At 60.0% G+C, this 21,156-nt stretch carries 18 protein-coding genes and 4 pseudogenes; 11 read left to right on the top strand and 11 right to left on the bottom strand.

Annotated features, from left to right (window positions below; all coding sequences use genetic code 11):
• Nucleotides 1–9: 9 nt before the first annotated feature.
• The 6 genes from GA0061101_RS19285 to GA0061101_RS19260 all read right to left on the bottom strand — a co-directional run bounded on the left by GA0061101_RS19285 (nt 10) and on the right by GA0061101_RS19260 (nt 5,670).
• Entirely contained in the window at nt 10–645 is a 636-nt protein-coding gene (locus GA0061101_RS19285) for a cysteine hydrolase family protein (protein WP_092574551.1), read from the bottom strand.
• Nucleotides 638–1,324: a cysteine hydrolase family protein gene (locus GA0061101_RS19280; RefSeq protein ID WP_092574550.1), complete on the bottom strand. Its 687-nt coding sequence runs from the start codon at nt 1,322–1,324 to the stop codon at nt 638–640. Before GA0061101_RS19280 ends, GA0061101_RS19285 begins: the two co-directional genes overlap by 8 nt.
• Nucleotides 1,321–2,466 (bottom strand): ABC transporter ATP-binding protein, encoded by a 1,146-nt coding sequence (locus tag GA0061101_RS19275; protein WP_047563243.1) that lies wholly within the window; start codon nt 2,464–2,466, stop codon nt 1,321–1,323. Before GA0061101_RS19275 ends, GA0061101_RS19280 begins: the two co-directional genes overlap by 4 nt.
• A gap of 10 nt (nt 2,467–2,476) precedes the next feature.
• On the bottom strand, nt 2,477–3,238 hold the full coding sequence (locus tag GA0061101_RS19270) for a carbohydrate ABC transporter permease (RefSeq protein WP_425350005.1): 762 nt from the start codon (nt 3,236–3,238) through the stop codon (nt 2,477–2,479).
• 65 nt (nt 3,239–3,303) lie between these two features.
• Complete coding sequence (locus GA0061101_RS19265) at nt 3,304–4,218, bottom strand: carbohydrate ABC transporter permease (protein WP_047563594.1); 915 nt, start codon at nt 4,216–4,218, stop codon at nt 3,304–3,306.
• Between the two features lie 162 nt (nt 4,219–4,380).
• Entirely contained in the window at nt 4,381–5,670 is a 1,290-nt protein-coding gene (locus tag GA0061101_RS19260) for an ABC transporter substrate-binding protein (protein ID WP_425350004.1), read from the bottom strand.
• 416 nt (nt 5,671–6,086) lie between these two features.
• On the opposite strand from GA0061101_RS19260, the gene GA0061101_RS19255 reads away from it, so the two are divergent.
• Entirely contained in the window at nt 6,087–7,601 is a 1,515-nt protein-coding gene (locus GA0061101_RS19255; protein ID WP_245297503.1) for an FAD/NAD(P)-binding protein, read from the top strand.
• Between the two features lie 17 nt (nt 7,602–7,618).
• On the opposite strand, the gene GA0061101_RS19250 is transcribed toward GA0061101_RS19255, so the two are convergent.
• A complete protein-coding gene (locus GA0061101_RS19250) occupies nt 7,619–8,704 on the bottom strand; it encodes a questin oxidase family protein (RefSeq protein WP_092574546.1) in 1,086 nt (361 codons plus the stop codon).
• A gap of 55 nt (nt 8,705–8,759) precedes the next feature.
• Nucleotides 8,760–9,545 carry an SDR family NAD(P)-dependent oxidoreductase gene (locus GA0061101_RS19245; protein ID WP_051964283.1) on the bottom strand — a complete coding sequence of 262 codons (786 nt, stop codon included), beginning with the start codon at nt 9,543–9,545 and terminating at the stop codon, nt 8,760–8,762.
• Between the two features lie 197 nt (nt 9,546–9,742).
• Here GA0061101_RS19245 and GA0061101_RS19240 point away from each other — a divergent pair, with 197 nt between their 5' ends.
• Nucleotides 9,743–10,606: a DeoR/GlpR family DNA-binding transcription regulator gene (locus tag GA0061101_RS19240; RefSeq protein WP_051964286.1), complete on the top strand. Its 864-nt coding sequence runs from the start codon at nt 9,743–9,745 to the stop codon at nt 10,604–10,606.
• A gap of 472 nt (nt 10,607–11,078) precedes the next feature.
• Here the strand turns inward: GA0061101_RS19240 and gntR are convergent, their stop codons facing one another.
• A complete protein-coding gene (gntR, locus tag GA0061101_RS19235) occupies nt 11,079–12,095 on the bottom strand; it encodes an HTH-type transcriptional regulator GntR (protein ID WP_092574544.1) in 1,017 nt (338 codons plus the stop codon).
• Nucleotides 12,096–12,283: 188 nt separating this feature from the next.
• Between gntR and GA0061101_RS19230 the strand changes: the two genes are divergently transcribed.
• From GA0061101_RS19230 to GA0061101_RS19205, 6 genes and pseudogenes are all read left to right on the top strand, one after another.
• A complete protein-coding gene (locus GA0061101_RS19230; RefSeq protein ID WP_245297502.1) occupies nt 12,284–12,847 on the top strand; it encodes a gluconokinase in 564 nt (187 codons plus the stop codon).
• A 48-nt stretch (nt 12,848–12,895) separates the two neighbouring features.
• Entirely contained in the window at nt 12,896–14,251 is a 1,356-nt protein-coding gene (locus tag GA0061101_RS19225) for a GntP family permease (RefSeq protein ID WP_092574542.1), read from the top strand.
• A gap of 63 nt (nt 14,252–14,314) precedes the next feature.
• Nucleotides 14,315–14,538: pseudogene (locus tag GA0061101_RS40140) on the top strand (IS6 family transposase); the annotation flags it as partial.
• 551 nt (nt 14,539–15,089) lie between these two features.
• A complete protein-coding gene (locus GA0061101_RS19215; RefSeq protein WP_245297512.1) occupies nt 15,090–16,088 on the top strand; it encodes an ABC transporter substrate-binding protein in 999 nt (332 codons plus the stop codon).
• The gene (locus GA0061101_RS19210; protein ID WP_092574540.1) at nt 16,085–17,125 is read left to right on the top strand and encodes a FecCD family ABC transporter permease; all 1,041 of its coding nucleotides are present in this window, start codon (nt 16,085–16,087) and stop codon (nt 17,123–17,125) included. Before GA0061101_RS19215 ends, GA0061101_RS19210 begins: the two co-directional genes overlap by 4 nt.
• Complete coding sequence (locus GA0061101_RS19205) at nt 17,122–17,883, top strand: ABC transporter ATP-binding protein (RefSeq protein WP_092574538.1); 762 nt, start codon at nt 17,122–17,124, stop codon at nt 17,881–17,883. The genes GA0061101_RS19210 and GA0061101_RS19205 overlap by 4 nt, the downstream gene beginning before the upstream one ends.
• Nucleotides 17,884–18,329: 446 nt before the next feature.
• On the opposite strand, the gene GA0061101_RS19195 is transcribed toward GA0061101_RS19205, so the two are convergent.
• The gene (locus GA0061101_RS19195) at nt 18,330–18,749 is read right to left on the bottom strand and encodes a type II toxin-antitoxin system VapC family toxin (RefSeq protein ID WP_092574536.1); all 420 of its coding nucleotides are present in this window, start codon (nt 18,747–18,749) and stop codon (nt 18,330–18,332) included.
• A complete protein-coding gene (locus tag GA0061101_RS19190) occupies nt 18,749–18,991 on the bottom strand; it encodes a type II toxin-antitoxin system Phd/YefM family antitoxin (RefSeq protein WP_037200943.1) in 243 nt (80 codons plus the stop codon). Before GA0061101_RS19190 ends, GA0061101_RS19195 begins: the two co-directional genes overlap by 1 nt.
• Before the next feature lie 220 nt (nt 18,992–19,211).
• Here GA0061101_RS19190 and GA0061101_RS19185 point away from each other — a divergent pair.
• The 3 pseudogenes from GA0061101_RS19185 to GA0061101_RS19175 all read left to right on the top strand — a co-directional run.
• Nucleotides 19,212–20,350 (top strand): annotated as a pseudogene (locus GA0061101_RS19185) (RHE_PE00001 family protein).
• 154 nt (nt 20,351–20,504) lie between these two features.
• Nucleotides 20,505–20,765, top strand: a pseudogene (locus GA0061101_RS41075) (ATP-binding protein); the annotation flags it as partial.
• 6 nt (nt 20,766–20,771) lie between these two features.
• Nucleotides 20,772–21,156, top strand: a pseudogene (locus GA0061101_RS19175) (transposase); the annotation flags it as partial.

The raw sequence follows: 21,156 nt of genomic DNA, 5'->3' as shown, positions 1-21,156 counted from the left end.
GAACGCTCCTCAAGCTTTTGTCAGTGCCGCATGGACAGCGGCGGCGGTGGCAACGGTGCCGAAGAGGCCATTGCCGAATGTGGTGATGCGCAATTGCGCGGTGTGGCGCGGCTCGCTCGTGCCCTGGCAAGCATCTGAAACGGCAAGGCACTCGAAACCCATATCGTTGGCGGTGCGCTGGGTGGCGTGCACCAGACCTTCCGTCGGCAATCCGGCAATCAGAAGATTGCGAACGCCACGGGCCTTCAACTGCTTTTCGAGGGTTGTCTTGTAGAAGGCGTTATCGCCGGGATGATCGATCACCAAAGCGGTGTGCGGCAGAACGAGTTGTGGCGGAAAAGCCCAGTCGTCGGAGCCTTCAGCCGGGACGACATCGCCCATGGTATGGCGGCGTCGGGCGACCATGTCACCATCGGGCAAGGCGACACGGCGCGATGCCGCAACGAACAGGCCGCGGTCTCGGGCGGCCGCCAACAGATGCCGCGCCACCGTAAAAGCCGGCGCGGCGGAGAGTGCCGAAATCGTGCCTCGCTGAAAGCCGAGCAGCAACAGGGCGCTATCGGCCGGTGACCAATATCCGTCGAAAGGCCAGTGATATGGCACGGCTTCAATCTGGCCGAAGGGTCTGACTCCGAGATCAGACATCGGCGCGCTCCAGCATGGTTTGGAAGGCGGCAAGGGAAGAGACCCCACCCCAACGACCGCCGTAAGCTTTGAGAATCTCAAGCGTCGCCAGATGGTTCGGTGTCTCGACCGCCGCCGTGCAATCCTCGAGCAAGACGCATTCGAAGCCACGCTCGAAACCATCCCGCATGGTCGACTGCACGCAGCAGTCTGAAGTGACGCCGGTGATCACCAGACGGGAGACGCCACGCTTGTGCAGTTCCACCTCCAGATCGGTCTGATGGAACGCCGACTTTCCGGACTTGTCGATCACCAATTCGCCGGCCTGTGGTGCGAGTTCCGGGATGATCTGCCATCCAGGCTCGCCACGGACGAGGATCCGGCCCGCGGCGCCCATATCGCCGATCCCCAGCCCGTGAACGCGGGTGCGCCATTGTTTGTTGGCGTGGAGATCGGACAGATCAGGCAAATGCCCCTCGCGCGTGTGGATAACGGCGATGCCGGCGCTTCTTGCGGCGGCAAGTGCCTGGCTAATGGGCGGAATGACGGCGCGAGTGTTGGAAACGTCTTCGCCGAGCTGATCGATCCAGCCGCCGGCCGCGCAGAAATCGATCTGCATGTCGATGAGAATAATCGCCATCGCGCTTTTGACTGACGTGCCGCCAAGTGGCCAGAAGCCTGATACGGGGCGTTCGTTCATAGTGCCATGCCCTTTTCAGCGTCGAAGATGTGGATGGCCGACGGATCGACCGAGAAGGTCAGCGTCTCGCCCGCCGTGACCGAACGGCCACTGTCGATCATCGATCTCAGACGCGGACGAACCGACAGGAGATCCTTTTCCTCTTCGATCACGGTGGAATGGATCATGGTGGCATCCTGAACATCGAGATGAACCAGAAGCGTTGCCCCCAGATCCTCGACAAAGGCGACGCGCGCCGAAATCGTGCCCGCCGCGCCGGTATCGCTTGTGAGCTTGAGGGCCTCGGGCCGGATGCCGACGATCACCTTGCGGCCTGACCTGATCTCGCAACGCTCGCCGGCTGCGCCGAGCGGCAGGGCGAACGCTCCGGCTTGAACCACCGGCCTTCCGCCTTCCGCCGCGATGGTGCCTTCCATGAAATTGATCGGCGGCGAGCCGATGAAGCTGGCAACGAACAGATTGACGGGCTTGTCATAGAGACGACGGGGGGTGTCGAGCTGCTGGAGGGTGCCCTTGTTCATCACTGCGACCCGATGCCCCATGGTCATCGCCTCGACCTGATCGTGCGTGACATAGACGGTCGTGACCGCGCTCATACGCTGCAACTTGGCGATTTCCGCGCGCATCTGGCCGCGAAGGCGGGCGTCCAGATTAGAGAGTGGCTCATCCATGAGAAAGGCATGGGGGGAGCGCACCAGCGCGCGACCCATGGCGACGCGCTGCCTTTGGCCACCGGACAGTCGGGCAGGCTTGCGATCCAGATACTCTGTGAGTTCAAGCAGTGCCGCAGTCTCGCGCACCTTCTTCTCGATGATCTCGCGCCTGACGTTGCGGACCTTGAGGCCGAAGGCGATGTTGTCGGCAACTGTCAGATGCGGATAGAGCGCATAAGACTGGAACACCATGGCGATATCGCGGTCGCGCGGCGCGAGATCGTTTGCCACCTGACCATTGATCCTGAGGGTTCCGCCGGTAATGTCTTCAAGACCCGCGATCATGCGCAGCGCCGTGGACTTGCCGCAGCCGGACGGTCCCACAAGAACCATGAATTCGCCATCGATGATGTCGAGATTCAGCCCATGCAGCGCGGAATGGCCGCCCTCATAGGTCTTGGAGACATTCTCGAAGGAAATCTGGGCCATCGATCGGCTCCTATTGTACGCCGTTGGTCGCGCCCTGAACGAAGTAGCGGTTCAGGAAAAGCGCCATCAGGACAATCGGAATGGTGGAGAAATGCGCCAGCGCGCCAAGCGACCCCCAGGTCACATCCTTGGTGCCGTAGGCGGTCAGGAGGGCCACCGAGATCGGCTTGGAATCGAGCGTCGTCAGAAACATCGGGTAGAGGAAGTCGTTCCACGAAAACATCACGCAGAAGAGGATGCAGGCGATGATGCCGGAGCGAACAGCGGGGACCGCGACCTTCAAAAATGCGCCGATCTGCGTGCAGCCGTCCGTCATTGCAGCTTCTTCCATATCTCGCGGAAGGGCGCGGAAATAAGAAAACATCATCCAGGTGACGAAGGCGCAGTTGAGCATGGTATTGATGATGATCACCGCCCACCAGCTTCCAAGCAGCCCCATATCGCGCATCATGAGATAGAAGGGGATGAGGGCCGCAATGGCTGGAACCATGCGGATGGCCAAGAAGAAATAGGCAAAGAAACTGGCGTAGCGGGAACGCGAGCGTGCCAGCGCGTAACCAGCAGGCACCCCAAGGAGAAGCGAAAGAACGGCGGTACCAAGGCTGATCACGATGGAAGATCGCAACAGCGAAACGACATCGAAATAGGTCAATACTTTTCTAAACTGGTCTAGCGTCGGTTGGAAACCGAGCTTTGGTGGAATCGAGAAAATCTGGTTGGACGGCTTGTAGGCCGTGGTGATCAGCCAGAGCACCGGCAATAGAAACAGCATCGTGATGATCAGAACGGCAGTCCGCTCGAACAGGATCTGTCGGGTCGAAGCGTTGGACATCGGCGTCACTTCCCATTGATCCGGACATCGGCACGGCGCACGATGAGCAGAAGCACGGCGGCCATGATGGCGATGAACAGCAGAGTGATATTGCCGATCGCCGAGGCGTAACCGACGTTGAAGAACTGCAGGCCCTCCTTGACTGCCAGCACCATCAGCGTGTTGGTCGCGTCATTCGGCCCGCCGCCAGTCGTAACGAACACGGAATCGAATACCCGGAACGCGTCCATCATCCGCAGCATGAGCGCGAGGAAGATGGAAGGAAGCATCAGCGGCAGGATGAGAAGGGTGAAACGCTGCAAGGCTGTGGCGCCGTCGGTGCGGCCTGCCTCCAGAACATCGTTGGGCAAGGATTTAAGTCCTGCAAGCAGGATCAGCGCCATCAACGGTGTCCATTCCCAGCAATCGATGAGGATCAGCACCCAGAGTGCGGTCCCCGCATCGGTGAGAAATCCGGTTCGCGGGCCGATACCGGCCTCTGCGAGAAAATAGCCGACAAGGCCGTAGTCAGCCCCCAAAAGCGCCTTGAAAATGAGGCCGACGACCAGCGGCGTGATGGTGGCGGGAACGAGTAGGAAAGCCAGCGCCACACGGTTGAAGCGGCTGTCGCGCCACAAGAGCAGTGCGAGGCCAAATCCCAAGATCAGTTGGAGGCTCACGCTGGCGATGGTGAACTCAAACGTATTGACGATCGCCTGCAGCGCGGAACGGTCCGAGAATATTTCGATGTAGTTTCCAAGGCCGATGAATTTTGTGCGGGCCGGACGCAACAGATTGTAGTTGAAGAAACTGTACCAGACGCCCTGCGCCAAAGGCCAGACACCAATGGCCAGGACATAAAGCACGGCCGGAGCCGCCATGAAGAAGAGGAAGAAACGGCGACGATCTGAAAAACTGCGGCCGATCGTGAAGAGACCCATGCCGGCTTGCCGCGGTCGGCGGGCGTCTTCGCCGGTGGCGAGGAATGGCTGGTTCATTTCAGTTTCAATCCTGAGTTTTTTCAACGCAACGCACGTTTGAATGCCCTCTCCCCGCCTGCCGGCGGCGGGGAGCCCTAATATCGCTGAACGGGCACTTGAAACCTAGAACAGTTTCTTGGCTTCCACTTGGGCCTCATCGAGGGCTGCCTGCGGTTCAGCAGCGCCCGCCAGAACGGAGTTCACGGCGGCACCGAGGATGTCCTGGATTTCCGGGTATTCCGGGATACGTGGGCGGTAGTCGCCATTGCCGTTTTCATAGGTCTTGGCAACGACAGGCAGGAAGTCGAACTTGGCCGTCAGATCCGGATCGGTCATCTCGCTTTTGCGCATGAAGGAGCCGGCGCCGTCCATGTTGAACTCCTTGTGAATCTTCTTGCTGACGAGCCATTTGATGAAGGTCCAGGCGGCTTTCTTCTGTTTTGGATCGATATCGGCATTGATCGCCATGCCCCAGCCGCCGACGCCATATTGGGGCGAAACGCCTTTGCCGACCGGTGCGATGGTAATGCCGACCTTGCCGACGACGTTCGACGAGGCAGGGTCCGAATAGCCCGGCGCACCGACAGACCAGGTCTGCATCATGGCCGCGGCGCCTTGACGGAAGCTTTCCTCGCGACCGCCCCAATCATATTCGATCGCCCCGGGAGGGGCGGTCTCGACGAACAGCTGTTTGTAGACGGTCAGACTCTTGACGTTCTCGGGAGAGTTGAGCGCCGGCTTGCCGTCCTTGTCGAGAATGGAACCGCCCATCTGGTTGTTATACTGCATCCAGTCCTGTGCGACGGCAGGGCCTTTCTGGCCGTTGGCCACGAAGCCGTATTGCTTCTTGGAAGGGTCGGTGAGCTTCTTGGCGTCGGACACCAATTCGTCGACTGTCGTTGGCACTGAGAGACCGGCGGCCTGGAACAGATCCTTGCGATAGGCAAGCACATTGGCGTAGGCCGCAAAGGGGAAGGCCACATAGTGGCCCTTGTACTGACCCAGCGATTGAAGAATGACCGGGTAGATATCGTCCAGGTCCAATTCCGCGGCATCACGCTTGACCCAGTCGGTCAGATCGACGGAATAGCCGTTTTCCTGATAGGCGCCGGCCCATACGATGTCCATGGTGACGAGATCGTAACCCTTGGTATTGCCGACGAAATCGGCGGTCGTCTTGGTGAGCAAAGTCCCATAGTCCATGACTTCGACCTTGAGGTCGGCGCCGGTGTCTTGCTTGAATTCGGCGGCGAGCTTGGTCAGTACGGCACCGAACGGATCGTTCTGGGACGCAAGGGTAAGGGTCACCCCATCCAGCGGTTTGGCGTATGCAAAAGCCGCCGATGTCATCAGCGTCACCAATCCGATGCTCAACAGGCGGGTCGCCTTGGGCATCGGGAATGCGGAGATCATGGTCATATGCGTCCAGCCCTTCCTTGGAGATTGAAGATCTGCCGCGACGCTATCTGAGCCTCAGCCGCTGTCAAACAAAATTTCACATTAAATGTGAAAATATAACTAAATTGAACATCGGTGATTATTAGTTCCGCGCAGTGATGAAAAAATCATCAGCCTCTGCTTTCTCCTGTGGCATTTTCTGAATGCGAATGAAAATCCTCCGCAAAACCAGGGGATAAAATCGATGCCTAAGAATTGATCTCCTTTATCGATCGGAGAAGATTGATCTCCCAATGGAGCGCGCGCAGATCATTTCCTGCGTGAATTGAAGACAAGAATACGAACAGGGAGAAAGAAAATAACATAATCACACACTTTACAACTTTCCTGCACCATCTATTCTCGACACAGGCTCGAGGGAGATCAGGGACATGTGGACGGCAACGAGCACTCCGGCGACGTCGCCGGCCAATGTGCAGAGCGCGACGGACGGCGTGACGCCACAAGCTGCACGGGACGATGCGCTCCTGCGGCTTGAACAACGTGCCCACCAGGAACTGGCGGCCATCGAAGCGCCCTTGCGGGAATGGGTTCCCGAGCGTCGGGACGAAAACAGCCGGGTGATGGATGACGTCGTGATCGTAGGCGCCGGCCTGTCGGGACTGTCGCTGGCATTCGGTCTGATGCGACAAGGTCTTACGCGCGTAAAGGTTATCGACACCGCGCCTGCAGGTCGAGAGGGTCCATGGCTCAATACGGCGCGCATGCGCACGCTGCGGTCTCCCAAGACGCTGACGGGTCCCGACCTCGGCGTCCCCTCGCTGACCTATCGCGCATGGCACGAAACAGTCTACGGCCCGCAAAGCTGGGAAAAACTCGACAAGATCGAACGGGGCGACTGGATGGCTTATCTCGTCTGGTTTCGCGGTGCCGTTGGCATGGATGTTGAAAACGAGACAAACCTTCTCGGCATCGAGATCCGCAATGGTCATCTGGCCGCGCGAGTGGAAAAGGACGGCATCGAGCGCATGATGACCTGCCGCAAGATCGTGTTAGCGACCGGCATGGAAGGCGCGGGCGGGCACCATGTACCGGCTGCGATCTCCGAGGCTCTGCCGCGCGACCGCTGGACGCATAGCGGCGAGACCATCGATATGGGCTTTCTGTCGGGCAGGACGGTCGGCGTGATCGGCGCGGCGGCATCCAGTTTCGACTGGGCGGTCGCAGCGCTTGAGGCAGGTGCCAAATCCGTGACCATTTTGGCGCGATCGCGGGGCCTGCCTCGCACAGAAGTTCTCGACTGGTCGAATTTTTCCGGTTTCCTCAATCATTACGCCGACCTCGACGACATCAGTCGCTACCGGTTCGCGCGCCGAATGTTCGCTTTTAAGACCCCGCCGACTACGGAAATGTTCGAGCGAGCCATGCGCTTTCCTGAATGCGAGCTTGTGATGGGTGCTCGGCTCGAAACGTTGCGGATGCAGGATGGAGATATTGCCGTGTCAACCGCCGCTGGCGATTTCGTCTTCGACCACCTTTTGCTCGGGACAGGCTATACCGTCGATCTCCGGTGCCGGCCGGAACTTTGTGGCATCATCGACGCAGTGGCCACGTGGGGCGACCGTTTCACCCCGCCAGCCGGCGAAGCCGATGACAGTCTCCTCGCCTACCCCTATCTCGGCCCCGCCTTCGAATTTCTGGAGAAAGAACCCGGTCAGTCGCCGTTGCTGCGGGACATCCATATCTTCAACAGCGCTGCCGTCCCGAGCCTCGGACCGGTGTGCAACGGCATTACCGGGCTTAAATCCGGGGTACCCAGGCTCGTGGCCGGTATCTGCCGTGGATTGTTCCTGCAGGATGCAGATCTGTTTTACCAAACGCTGGACGCTTACGACAAAGTACATTTCGAGCCGCAGATGGTGCCGGGCTTTGACACCGGGCCATAGCTCCAACGCCGGCAGTATCAGTCGATAAGCCCGACCCGGCGTGCGGCGACGACGCGATAGAGCGGGTCGCCGGTGTGGCGATATTCCTCGAGCGCGGAAAAGACGAGGGAATGATCGTGTTCATCGTCAGAGGCAACCGCCGCGGAAGCTATGGCCTCGTCGGGTGGTACGGGCAATGCGCGCCATGCGTCCAGCATCTCAGCGCTGGGCAAATCTGGCATGCCGATCTTGGTGTATAGCGACAGCACCACCTCCCAGAAATGCGTTGCCAGGGTTTGTGGCCTATCGAGATGCGGGCTGACGAGGCGCACCCAATGGCTTCCGGTCAGCGCGTGAAGTGCCTCGAAACTCATCGTGCCCGCATAAAGTGCCAGGGAGGCCTGTCGTATCCGGACGAGAAGATCGTCGGCCGGCACGAGTTGTCCGAGGTGCCGCTGAAACGCTGGAATCCGACCGGCGGCCTCGATCCATTTCCACAGAAGCGTCGAGGAAACAGTAATGTTCCTGAGGCTAGGCTCGGCTTGCATCGAGAGCATCTGCTCCACCGGATCCGTCACTGTCGGGGCGTCGGCGGTCGGCGGAAAGGCAAGATAAGTCGCGGCCCAATAACCCAGCGCGATGCCGATCTCCGTCTCGTCACGGCGCATCACGGCATAGGCGAGGCGCATCAGGCCGTGGGTGGCTGACGCCGCGACACCGGGCAAGAGTGCGGGTAGATGGTCACGGATGGCCTGGCTGCCGCCGATATGTGAAACCACGTCGGCGAAATAGTCGCGCAAATCAGTTTCCCGCTCGCGCTGGCCAAGTGCCAATCGCCATGTCTGATCGGTTAGCGATGCAATAGCCGGCGGTGGAAACGGCACGGCATGGGCGAGCGTATAGTGACGGGCGTAGGCCTCCAGTCGCTCCGGCGTCGCACCAAGCCTGCCCAGGGCTTCCAGCACCATGGGCAGGTGATTGGCAAGAAAATCCGGAAATTCGCCGCTGCGCTGGCCAACCTCCGCAATCAATGGCCGCAGCCGCGCACTGGCCCTGGGGTGACGACAGATGCCACTCGATGCACCCGTCTGCGTGTTGGCGGCGATCTGAATGCTCGGTCCCATTGTCTTCGTCCTTTTATTCCCCGCCCTATTTCATCGTCCGAACAACGCAACGACATCAGTCCATGCGAACGCCGCCAGTGACGTTGATACCCTGCCCAGTCATAAAGCGAGCACCATCTGAGGCCAAAAAACGGACGACCACCGCCACATCCTCCGGCTCCTCGATCCGGCCCATCGGCGTTAGGGTAACATATTCCTGGCGCACTTCGTCCGGTGTCATGTTGCGAAGCTTGCCTTCCCAAATGATCTCGCGCTCCTGCATGCCCGTGCGCACGAAACCCGGGCATACGGCATTGACGCGGATGCCAGTGGGCGCAAGTTCGCGCGCAAGCGCCTGCGTCCAGCCGAGAACAGCGAACTTGCTTGCCGAATAATGCGCCAGCAGCGGCGCGCCGACTTTCCCGGCGAGCGAAGCGGTATTGACGATGACACCCTTGTTGCCCGTCGCCAGAAAATGGCGAACAACGATCTGGTTGCACAGAAAAACACCCTTGGCGTTGACGTCCATGTTGAAATCCCAGTCCTCGTCCGTCAGATCGACGGAAGCCTGCATCGTCGATACCCCGGCATTGGCACACAGGATATCGATGCCACCCTGCTGGGAGATCACGGCATCCATCGCCGCTTGCACAGAGCCGCGATCGCGCACGTCAATGCCTCCGGAAAAGGCATTGTCACCCAGTTCGCCGGCAAGAGCGGCAGCACGGCCCGCATCGAGATCCACGATCGTGACCCGTGCGCCCTCTGCGTGAAAGGTTCTGGTAATTGCCGCGCCGATACCGGATGCACCTCCAGTGACGACGACTGATTTTCCAGCGAATTCCGACAATGAAGCCTCCATGACTGAGTACTTTCCGAAAATGTGCCGTTTGACGATTTGTTGCACTTTTGAACATTATATAACAAAAAACAACCTTTATTCACGCGTGCGCTTGTGTTAGGCACAGACATCAGCTGAACCTCCGGCGGTGGAAAGACGGCCAGGTACAGCGGGAGAACCGCCCGCGCTCTTTTGTCGGCGTATTCACGGAAGCAAACATGGAAAACGGCCGACCCGCAGACATCAAGTCAGACGCAGACCTCGAGGCCAACCCCGGACGTGACGGCGAGGGCCGCACGGAAAGGGTTCCAGCGGCGCTAAGGCACGCGCGTATCATCGCCTCTTTCGAAAACAACGACTTCGTGTCGATCGCAAGTCTAGCCGATGAGCTCGGCGTTTCCGGTATGACCGTGCGCCGCGATCTCGATCTCCTGGGAAAGCGCGGGTTGCTCGAGCGCACGCATGGCGGCGCGGTCGCCGCGGGTCCGCTGGCGGCGCCGACCTTCGATGAAGACGAGCCGCCGTTCGAACAGCGCATGCGTCGGCAGGCGGTGGAGAAATCCTCGATTGCGGCAGCAGCGGCAAAGTTGGTCGCGTCGGGCGAATCCGTTGGTCTTGATGTCGGGACCTCCATTCTGGCGCTTGCAAGCGCTCTGGCACCGCGCCGGGATCTGCGCGTGTTCACCAACAATCTGCGCGTCAGCATGTTGATGGCGGAAGGAAAGAGCACCGTCTACATTCTGGGGGGCCAGGTACGCGTGCCGGAATATTCGGTGATCGGACCACAGGCAGTCGAGGGCTTGAAGAGCCATTTTCTCGATAAAGTGTTCATCGGTGTTTCCGGCGTGGATGCCAATGGCTTCTACGATTATTCTCCCGAGGATACCGAGGTGAAGCGCGCCTTCATCGCCAGCGCCGGCAGCGTCATTGTTCTCTGTGATTCATCGAAATTCGGACGCCGGGCTTTGTCGCGCATCGTGCCGCTTGAGAAGGTAAGTGTTCTTGTCACGGATGCAGCCCCCCCAGCCGACCTCGCCGCCGCATTGAACCAGCATGGTGTCCGGATCATCGTGGCCGCGTGAAACGTTGGGACCAATCGACATTCACAGTCTCCAGATCATTCCGCGGCGAGAAAGACAAAGCTTGAGACGCGAGTGGTTCTTCAGTCATGGCGTGTTGCGAAGCGCCAGAAACGCTGCATTCGGTTTGAAGCGCCGGCCTATCAGGTCGCGATGTCCGTGGACGAGCGTATGAACGGCATCGCCGCGATTACTCCACGCAATGGGCGGCGCCTAGGAGAATGTAGCCAGATTGGCGGCTGTCCCTCAGAATGACGACGTCAAGACCGTGGCCGAAATGGTCGGCCCTATCACTTTCCGCTGGCTGCTCGCCCTGCCGGCCGTTCATGCGCTCGGGTTAGGGGCTTCCTGACGCATGCCAGATCGGCGTCGGTCAGGACGGTGAGGGATTTTGGGAAGACATGACGTCCCCAAGCTGCCATGGTCAGTTTTGTTTCGTCGCAAACGGAATTCGCCGATCTCACGTCTACACGGTTCAACTGCTTTCCCTTACCATAAGCTTGAAACCCAGATCTAAAGCCGTGACCTCCGGCGTTTCCCCACAGAGAAGGCTAAGAAGGCTTGAGGCGGCGTGCTGTCCGATGGTAGCGCGGGGCGTGCGAACGGAGGTTAAGCGCGGAACCATCTGCCCGGCTCCCGGCAGATCATTAAATCCGACCACCGAAATCTGCTCGGGGATCGCCACTCCCTTTCGTAGGGCTTCAAAGGATGCCCCGAAGGCAAGATCGTCGTTGCAAAAGAAGATCCCATCTGTGTTTGGATGCTCCTTCAAGAGCCGGTTGAAGAGATCGCCGCCAAGCTCCACCGAGGACGGTTCCGGCGTCATGATTTCGAACGCCGGGGGAAGGCCAGCCCGGGCGATTGCCTGCTGATAGCCGTCGCGACGCTGGAGAACGCGGGCATCAAGCTGGGCTCCGACAAAAGCCAGTTTTCGCCGTCCCCGCGACAGAAGATGCTCGGCAACCTTGGCGCCGGCCGCTTCTTGTGAAAAGCCGACACAGACGATGCCCTCCTCCTGCCGCAGTTCCATCATGTAGACGCAAGGCACCCCGGCATTTGCCAGAAGCCGTGCGGCGGTCTCGCTCCGATTGAAGCCGGTCAGCAGAATGCCGCATGGCTGGTGCGAGAGATAGTTGCGAATAAGTTCTTCTTCCTCATCCTGGCGGTAGTGGTAGTTGCCGATCAAGACCTCAAACCCACGCGGGCGCAGCACATCTTGAATGGCCTCCAGGGTCTCGATGAACAGATGGTTCGACAAGGCGGGAACAAGCACAAGGATCGAATGACTGCGCGCCGAAGCAAGCGTCCGCGCCGCCGGGTTGGGCACATATGCCAGTGCCTTGGCGGCGTCATGGACCCTGGTTGCGAGTTGCGGGTCGACCGTTGCGATTGAGCGTAGTGCCCGTGAGGCCGTAATCTGCGACACGCCCGCGCGGGCTGCGACCTGCGCAAGCGTCGGCCGGCCGGTGGCGCGCGACGGTCTGTCTTTCATGACGAATCTCCTCCGACTTGCCAAATCTTACAATGATTAATAAGGTAGCGCTATCTCAAAGTCGTTTTGGCGTCTTTGCGGAAGGAAACAGCGTCGATTCTCGCGTTTTGAATCGGCCAGGCTTCTGCCGGCGATTTGCTTCAAAAGGATGAGATAGCGCTATCTCGGAGGAGGATATTATGGGTAGGATGCCGGCCTTAGTGGTGATGGGCGTTTCAGGCTGCGGCAAAAGCAGCGTCGGCCAAGCGATTTCGGATGCCGTCAACGGCACGATGATCGAAGGCGACTCCTTTCATCCGGAAGAAAATATCAAAAAGATGAGCGCGGGCCATCCGCTCACCGATGAGGATCGGGCTGGCTGGCTGGCGCGCCTTGCGACAATCTTACAGGACGCCGTCAGGAACGGCGAGCGGCCCGTGCTTGCCTGCTCGGCGCTGAAGAAAAGCTACCGCGACATTTTGCGTGGCAAGACGCCCGACCTCGGCTTCGTGTTTCTGGAAATGACGAGACAGGTGGCTGGCGAGCGCGTTAGCCACCGGCCGGGCCATTTCATGCCCGCTAGTCTCGTCGACAGCCAGTTTGCGACCCTCGAACCACCTCATGGCGAGGCGAACGTGTATCCCGTCGACGCAAACTTGCCCATCGTGGACATCGCGCGGGGCGCGGTCGCGTGGTGGCAGCAGACACCAGGTGCTGACGGCGGCAGGCCGATGCAGCCGGCAAAGGCCCAATCCGGCGCGCTCAAAGCATAAACCAGACAGGCGTCTGTCCAAATCGGAACTTTTCGCGGAGAAATTTCAATGCTCGGACTGACGCGAGAGACCTATCTTCTGGTTGATGCTGGTGCGACCATCATCGGCCTTATCCTTCTCATCACGCGCTTCAAGATTCACCCATTTATTGCGCTGACCATCGCCGCGGGTTTCTTGGGGCTCACCTCCGGCATGGCGACGGACCTGGTGATGAAGTCCTTTCAGGACGGTTTCGGCGGGGTCCTTGGCTTTGTCGGCATCGTGCTCGGCCTTGGCACAATGCTCGGCAAACTCATGGCGGAATCGGGCGGCGCGGACCAGATCGCCCAGACATTGATCCGCACCTTCGGCAAGGAACGGGTGCATTGGGCTATGATGCTCGCAGCCTTCCTCGTTGGGCTACCGCTCTTCTTCGAGATCGGCTTCGTACTTCTCGTACCGCTGGTCTACATCGTCGCGCGCCGGTCGGGCGTGTCGCTCGTCAAGGTCGGAATTCCGCTTCTCGCCGGTCTCTCGGTCGTCCATGGTTTGGTGCCGCCTCACCCTGGCCCGCTGCTGGCCATTAGCGTTTTCGGGGCGGATATCGGCAAGACGATCTTCTACGGCCTCATCGTCGGCTTGCCGACGGCTTTGATCGCCGGGCCAATCTACGGCTCATTCATCGCCAAGAGAATTCCAGGCGAAGCGTCGCCGGAATTGATGGAGCAATTCGTGCGCGATGACGTGGACACAGCCAGAATGCCAAGCTTCACCGTGACGCTTATCACGATCCTAATGCCGGTGTTCCTGATGCTTCTCAAGGCGCTCGCCGACATCGCCCTTGCCGAGCACAACGCCGTACGCGTCTGGATGGACCTGATTGGCCACCCGATTGCAGCCCTGCTTGTGGCGCTCCTCGTCAGTTTCTACACCTTCGGTTCCAATTGCGGCTTCTCGCGCGACAAGATCATCAAATTGCTGAACGACAGCCTTGCGCCGGTCGCTTCCATCGTGCTCATCGTCGGTGCTGGCGGCGGCTTCAAGCAGATGCTCGTTGCCAGTGGCGTCGGCGACGTCATTGGCCATTTGGCCGTTCAGGCATCCGTGTCGCCGATCCTGCTCGCCTGGCTGGTGGCGGCCGTCATCCGCGTCGCCACGGGCTCGGCAACGGTTGCGACAATCACCGGCGCGGGGATTGTCATGCCGGTCATATCCCTCGTCCCCGTCGTCAACCGCGAGTTGCTTGTACTGGCAACCGGCGCTGGATCGGTGATCTTCTCCCACGTCAACGATGCTGGTTTCTGGTTGGTAAAGCAGTACTTTAACATGACGGTTGCCGAGACATTCAAGACCTGGAGTATTATGGAAACGATCATCTCCGTCGTCGGCCTCGGCTTCATCTTGCTGCTGTCACTTGTCGTTTAGGTCGGTATGACGACGGCATCGAAAACTTGAGGGAGTCTGTAATTTGATGAGCGATGATGGGGCATGACAGATCGTGAGCCGGTCTACCGCCGTCATCGCTTTCCAGCCGAAATCTTCGCCACGGGGTGTGGCTTTACTTCCGCTTCCCGCTGAGCCTGCGGACGGTCGAGGATCTGCTGGCGGCTCGGGGGATCATTGTTTCGCATCGGACGATCCGACTGTGGGCGGAGAAATTCGGGCGCACCTTGGCTAACGAGATCCGCCAGCGCTCATCTGGGCGGCTCGGAGGAATGCGAACAAATGCCTGTCCAAGCGGTCGCGCGGTCAGACGATACGCAAGACGCTGGCAGTCATGTAAGAAGCGAGCCGGATGACGAAGCATACGCTCCGATCTTATTCGGATCGGAATTGGCAGTCCGTATCGAGATCTAAAGCCAGTTCGTAAGCTGTGCTGCGGCCGGCGGCCTCGCCTTTGCGCAGGATGCCCTTAGCCAAGAGGTCTGCGATGTCACGTGAGGCCGTGTCCTGGGATGCACTCGTCAATTTTGCCCACTGGTCGATGTAAGCTTCCCGTCGAAACTCCCTTCCGACAACCGATGGAGAGCCTTGGCCATTCGGTCGTAGTCGTTGCTTTGACTGGAAAACTGGCTGACATAGGAGAGCGTCATATTGCTTCTTTTGCCTGTCAACCATCGAATTTACGAGCTAAAATATGACAATTATACTCTTGTTTTTCGCCTGACAAATGGGCTATATCGCGCCGACATTTTTCCGCCACGGCTCGCTCGCCTACACCCGATCAGGATTTCCCGTGAAAATATTGAAATTATTTTTCGCTATTTCAAGCCTCTGCGCCGCTCTGGGCATCGCCACGACAGAAGTGTCCGCAGCCTCGACCAGCTATCCATTGACCATCGACAATTGCGGTGCCAAGGTCACCTTCCAGAAAGCGCCTGAGCGGGCAATTGGGCTTGGCCAGAACAGCGCCGAAATTCTTCTTCTGCTCGGCCTTCAGGACAAGATGGTCGGCACCGCTTTCTGGCCGAGCAAGATCCTGCCGCAGCTCGCCGAGGCCAATGCCAAAATCAAGCTCCTGACCTTGGAAATGCCGACCTTTGAGTCGATGCTCGCCGAAAATCCCGACTTCGTGGCGGTGGCCTTGCCGAGCCTGGTCGGACCGAACAGCAAGATCGCCAAGCGCGAGGATTTCGACAAGGTCGGTGTCGCCACCTATCTCTCGCCCAGCACCTGCCTCAGCACCAAGGACGTCAAGGACCAGTACGGCAGCCGTGGCGAGCTGTGGAACATGGATCTTCTCTACAAGGAGATCGCGGAACTCTCCGAGATTTTCGATGTCGCCGATCGCGGTCAGGCGTTGATCGCCGACTTCAAGGCGCGTGAGGCCAAGCTTCGCTCCAGCGTTTCCAAGGACGGCGTGAACCTGTCCTACGTCTTCTGGTTCTCCAGTCCCAGCCCGTCGGCCGATGCCTATGTCGGCGGCAAGAACAGCGCCTCCGGCTTCATAGCCGACCTGCTCGGCGGGCATAATGCGATAACAGCGGAAGCGGAGTGGCCGACGATCGGCTGGGAAGGCATCATCGCCGCCAATCCTGACGTGATCGTCGTTGCCAGTCTTGACCGCAATCGTTGGGAACTCGACAAGCCGGAGGCCAAGATCAAGTTCCTGAACACCGACCCGGCTGTCAGCCAGACCCCGGCAGTCAAAAACAAGGCGATCGTCGTCATGGACGGCCAGGCGATGAACCCGACCATCCGCACGATCTACGGCGCCGAGCAGGTGGCGGAGCAGTTGAAGGCTCTCGGTCTGCTGAAGTGACGGAAGTGGGCAGTGTCTTCCGGCAACTGGGAGCGGTCATAGCACTGCTGCTCGCCTCCCTCTGCCTGATCGCGATCGCCGTCGGCGTCAGCGTGGGGATCGGTGACCTGCCGATCCCGCTTGCGACCACATTTTCGGCCGTCACCAACCGGCTCGGATGGACCGCGGTCGAGCTGAACCGCATCCACGAGACTGTTATCTGGGATTATCGATTGAGCCGCGCGCTCGTCGCCGCCTTCTGCGGCGCGGGCCTTGCGCTGTCGGGTGCGATCATGCAGTCGCTGCTGCGCAACCCGCTTGCCGAACCCTATGTGCTCGGCATCTCCGCCGGCGCCTCCACCGGCGCCGTGGCGATCGTCATCTTAGGCGTCGGCTCGGGCGCGGTATCGCTATCAGCCGGGGCCTTCGCCGGGGCCTTCGCAGCCTTCTTCTTCGTCGCGCTGCTGTCGAACGGCACGCGCGGTGGCGCCGACCGCACCATCCTTGCCGGTGTGGCCGCATCGCAGCTCTTCAATGCCTCGACCTCCTATATCGTCACGACATCGGCCAATGCACAGCAGGCCCGCGACGTCATGTTTTGGCTGCTCGGCAGTTTCGGCGGTGTACGCTGGCCGGAATTCGCACTGGTCTCGATCGTCGTCGGGTTCGGCCTCGCCGCCTGTCTGTTCTATGCCCGCGTGCTCGACGCCTTCGCGTTTGGCGACGAGGCCGCCTCCTCGCTCGGCGTCGATGTCGGCCGCGCCCGCCTGGTGCTCTTCGCTCTGACCGCCATGATGACGGCGACGATAGTCAGCATGGTGGGGTCGATCGGCTTCGTCGGCCTCGTCGTGCCGCATGTCGCCCGCTTTGTCGTCGGGCCGCTCCATATCCGTCTGCTGCCTGCCTGCGCCGTCGGGGGCGCGATCTTCATGGTGCTCGCCGACATCGCCGCCCGCGCCCTCATTCCGAACCAGATCCTGCCGATCGGCGTCGTCACTGCGCTGGTCGGCGTTCCCTTCTTCTCCATCATCCTCTACCGGTTCCAGCGCACGTCATGAGCATCAAGGCCGACAACCTCACCTGGAAAATTGGCAGGAAGACCATTTTGGACGGCGTTTCGTTCGAGGCGCAGCCCGGCCGGATGCTCGGCCTGCTCGGACCGAACGGCTCGGGCAAGACCTCGCTGCTGCGGCTTCTCGCCGGCCTGAAGCGGCCGCATGCCGGCCGCGTCACGCTCGACCGCAGCGATATCGGCACGATCAGCCGCCGCTCGATCGCCCGGCGCATTGCCTTCGTCGAGCAGCATGCCACGACGAATGCCAATCTGAAGGTCGTCGATGTCGTCAAGCTCGGAAGGTTTCCGCACCGGTCGATGTTCTCGGGCTGGACAAGGGCTGATGAAGAGGCGGTCGAAAGTGCGCTCGCGCGTGCCGGCATGGCGGAGAAACGCGACGAGCGCTGGCAGAATCTATCGGGCGGCGAGAAACAGCGCACCCATATCGCAAGGGCGCTCGCTCAGTCGCCGCAGGAACTGATCCTCGACGAGCCGACGAACCATCTCGACATCCAGCACCAGATCGGCCTGATGCGACTCGTCTCCGGCCTGCCGATCACCAGCATCGTCGCCCTGCACGATCTCAACCATGCCGCCATGTTCTGTGACACGCTGGTCGTCATGCAGCAGGGCAGGATCGTGGCCTCTGGCATACCGGAGGAAGTTCTGACGGAAAGCCTCCTGAAGAACATCTTCTCGGTGGAGGCCCGGATCGAAATTTCACAGCATCACTCTCGGCCGCATATCCACTATCTACGGTGACCCCTCGCGGTGGCAAGGTCGCGGCCCTCGTGATGCTGTGGTCGCCGCTCCAGATGGGGACGCAGGACACCAGCACGAACCGTCTGCCTGATTTATCCGCCATTATCTGGCGATTGCACTGGAAGGTAGCTCATAGGAACGAGGCGAGTGTGCAGATCGGGGCCATCTGATTAACCAGGATCATAGAAAATTCCGTTAATCGGCATCGTAGAGGATAAAGTGGTCTCCTTCGACATGGACTACCGCTACTCCCTGAACATCGGCCCAGTTCTTTGTCTCTGGTAACCCGCCAGTATGCCAGCCCAACTCGGTTGGACGCCGCGCAGTTCGTTCCACTTTGTGTAATGATTGGTCCGAACGCCCCAATCGATCATGCAGGCAGAATGGCGTCGAGCGCATCGAGCTCTTCGGCACGCTTTGAAACGGTGTTTCCAGAGGGCGACAGGTCAGTGCTCATGCTCGAGCGGCCCAACGATGGTGATCCCTTCACCGTGGGCGGCGGTCGCCATTTTCCGGTCGCCGGTCGCCAAAGGCAAACCTTGCGTTCTGGCTAGCGCGACATAACTCGCATCGTATGCGGTCAGCGTGTAACGGGTCGCCAGTTCCAGGACGAGGCCGTCCCCTCCCGATCCCGCATCCTCCAGCGGCAGCCCTCGCAGCTGTGTCATCAGCAGCAGCGGTTCGCCCTGCTTGAGCCGACCACGTCGCTCGGCCACCAGAAACAGGTTGCGTGTCTCGAACCAGAACAATGCCGGCACGAGACCCACTGTCGAACGCATCTCCGATATCAGTCGATCGGCGGCGTCGTGTTGCTCATCGGGAAGAAACCAGGCGGCGGCGATGGAGGCATCGAGAACGAAGGCCATTAGTAGCGCCTTCCTTCATCACGCCATTCGCGGATTTCGTCCTGTGTGGTGACTTGCCGGCCAGCGCGCTGGGCCTTGATCTCGGCGATCAGCGCATCGACGTCGTTGTCGCGACGGATACGCGAAAGCCTGGCGACAGGCGTGTTCCCGCGCGAGATGATCACCTCTTCGCCGGCTTCGACTTTCGCCAGCAGCTCCGACAGATGGGTTTTGGCTTCGGCGACCTTGACGGTAACGGTCATGATGAATGCCCCAAAGTTTGTGTTTCTCGTCGAGCAGACGGTGATTTGCACCACTCTCAACATTCTGCCCGATCGTATGGCCGTTTCCGTAAGTTGGTCAAGGACTAACCATATCACCATCGATAACCTGTACTTATCGATGGTTAGCACCTCAACTATCAATCATTCCATGTGAGGAATACTAACTTTCAGGTAGAGTTCCTTTAGCAAATCATTTACCATGATTTCAATGACTTACGATCTCACGAAAATCAGCATGAGTGCCTTGATACGACCGGCTTTCGACGCCGGCGTCGCGCTCGCCCGTCTCGACGAGCGCATCGCGCGTTCGCCGGTCGGCGCGGGCTTCCTCAAACGCACCCAATTCACCGACGCCTGCGCCTCGCTGTGGATCGACGGGGAACTGGTCCACCTCGAGGACTTGGTCCTCCACGACGCTACCCGCGATATTCGCACGCCGACCCATGAGCTGACAATCGCCCGCGACGTCTTGCGCACCTGCCGGCGCCTCGCTGCGCAGTCGCCGGATTGGGCCTTGTCCGCAGAGGGTATCCGAACCTTGCGACAAACATCGGACATCAATTCGGCCGGCGCGGGCGAGGGGAAGACTGCCGTCGTCATACGCCCCGCGGCGCCGATAAATCCGGAAGGGGAGGGGAGGAGGGTGACGACGCCAAAGATCTGCCCGGCGTCGACTATGCCGCCATCGATGCGGTACTGGCCCGATCGGAGGCCGCGATCGAAAACGCAACGCGGCCCGGCCGCGCCAGCGGGGCAGACAGAGACGCACTGGTCTATGATCTCGACTGGGACGAGGATGCGCGGCTCGACGAATGGCGCAGCGTGGTGCGCCAGGCCGAAAACTTGCCGGCGGTGCTGCAGGCTATCATTGCCCTCGACGCCTGGAACCAGCTTTCCGTCCTGCAGCATGCGCCCTGGCTCGGCCGGCTATTGGCCGCCTCCATCCTGCGCCAGGCCGGCGTCACCACCGGCGGCCATCTCGCCGCCATCAATCTCGGCCTGAAAGCTATTCCCGTCGATCGGCGCCGGCATCGCGATCGCGAAACCCGGCTGCTCGCTATCGCCCACGGCCTGGTCGCGGCCGCCGAGATCGGGCTGAAGGAGCACGATCGTCTGGCGCTGGCGAAAACGATGATGGACCGAAAGTTGGAAGGACGGCGAACGTCTTCAAAACTGCCGGAGCTGATCGAGCTGGTGGTGGCGAAACCGCTGGTGTCGGCCGGGATGGTGGCGAAGACGCTGGACGTCACGCCGCAGGCGGCACGGCGGATTGTTTTGGGGCTGGGGCTCAGGGAGATGACGGGGAGGGGGAGGTTTCGGGCCTGGGGTGTGCTGTAACTTGTGTTGAAAATTGGGTAACGATCGTATGTCGATTTCAACCATTGAGGGAGCGTAACAAACAGAAAATTTGATTGCACTTTCCGGGGCAGCTCGCCTTTGAGTATGAAAACGCACTGCTTTTCACTATGCTCCGTTAACCGTTCAATGCATAATGTGGCAGAGGAAACATTGTCGCGAAATTGCCGTCGTAACCCGAGAGTTGACTGAATTGGATAAAGCCAGCGTTGTGACCAAGACCTTCGCGACTCGGGCGCGAACGATCGATCACCTCGGTCGAGAGCAGATCGCTGACGCCCCAACAGCAGTCTCCGAGCTTTGGAAGAACTCTTGGGACGCCTACGCGCGGACTGTGAATCTCCACTTGTTCAACGAGGAGCCTTCCGTCGCGGTTCTTACGGACGACGGCCACGGCATGCGGGAAGCCGACCTGTTCGGGCGGTGGCTGGTTATCGGCACCGAGAGCAAGATATCGGACACACATCCGGTTCGAGCGCCTGTTGGCGGGCGACATCGCTGCCAAGTTCCTGGCGGCCTTGCTGAGCCAGCCGCGGGTTAAGGCACTGCTGTCGGACGAGCACTTCTCGGTGGACGGTACCTTGATAGAAGCCTGGGCCAGCATGAAGAGCTTCAAGCCCAAGGACGAGACCGATGGTGACGACACCGACGGCAGCGGCGCTGGCAGTGAAGGGAAACAACCGCCAAAGCCCGCAGATCGCAACTCCGAGCGCGATTTCCACGGCGAGAAGCGCAGCAACGCAACCCACGCGTCGACCACCGACCCGGATGCCAGGCTTTACAAGAAG

Source organism: Martinezella lusitana (assembly GCF_900094565.1).
Classification (GTDB): Bacteria; Pseudomonadota; Alphaproteobacteria; order Rhizobiales; family Rhizobiaceae; genus Rhizobium; species Rhizobium lusitanum.
This window is presented reverse-complemented; position numbering and strand designations above follow the sequence as displayed.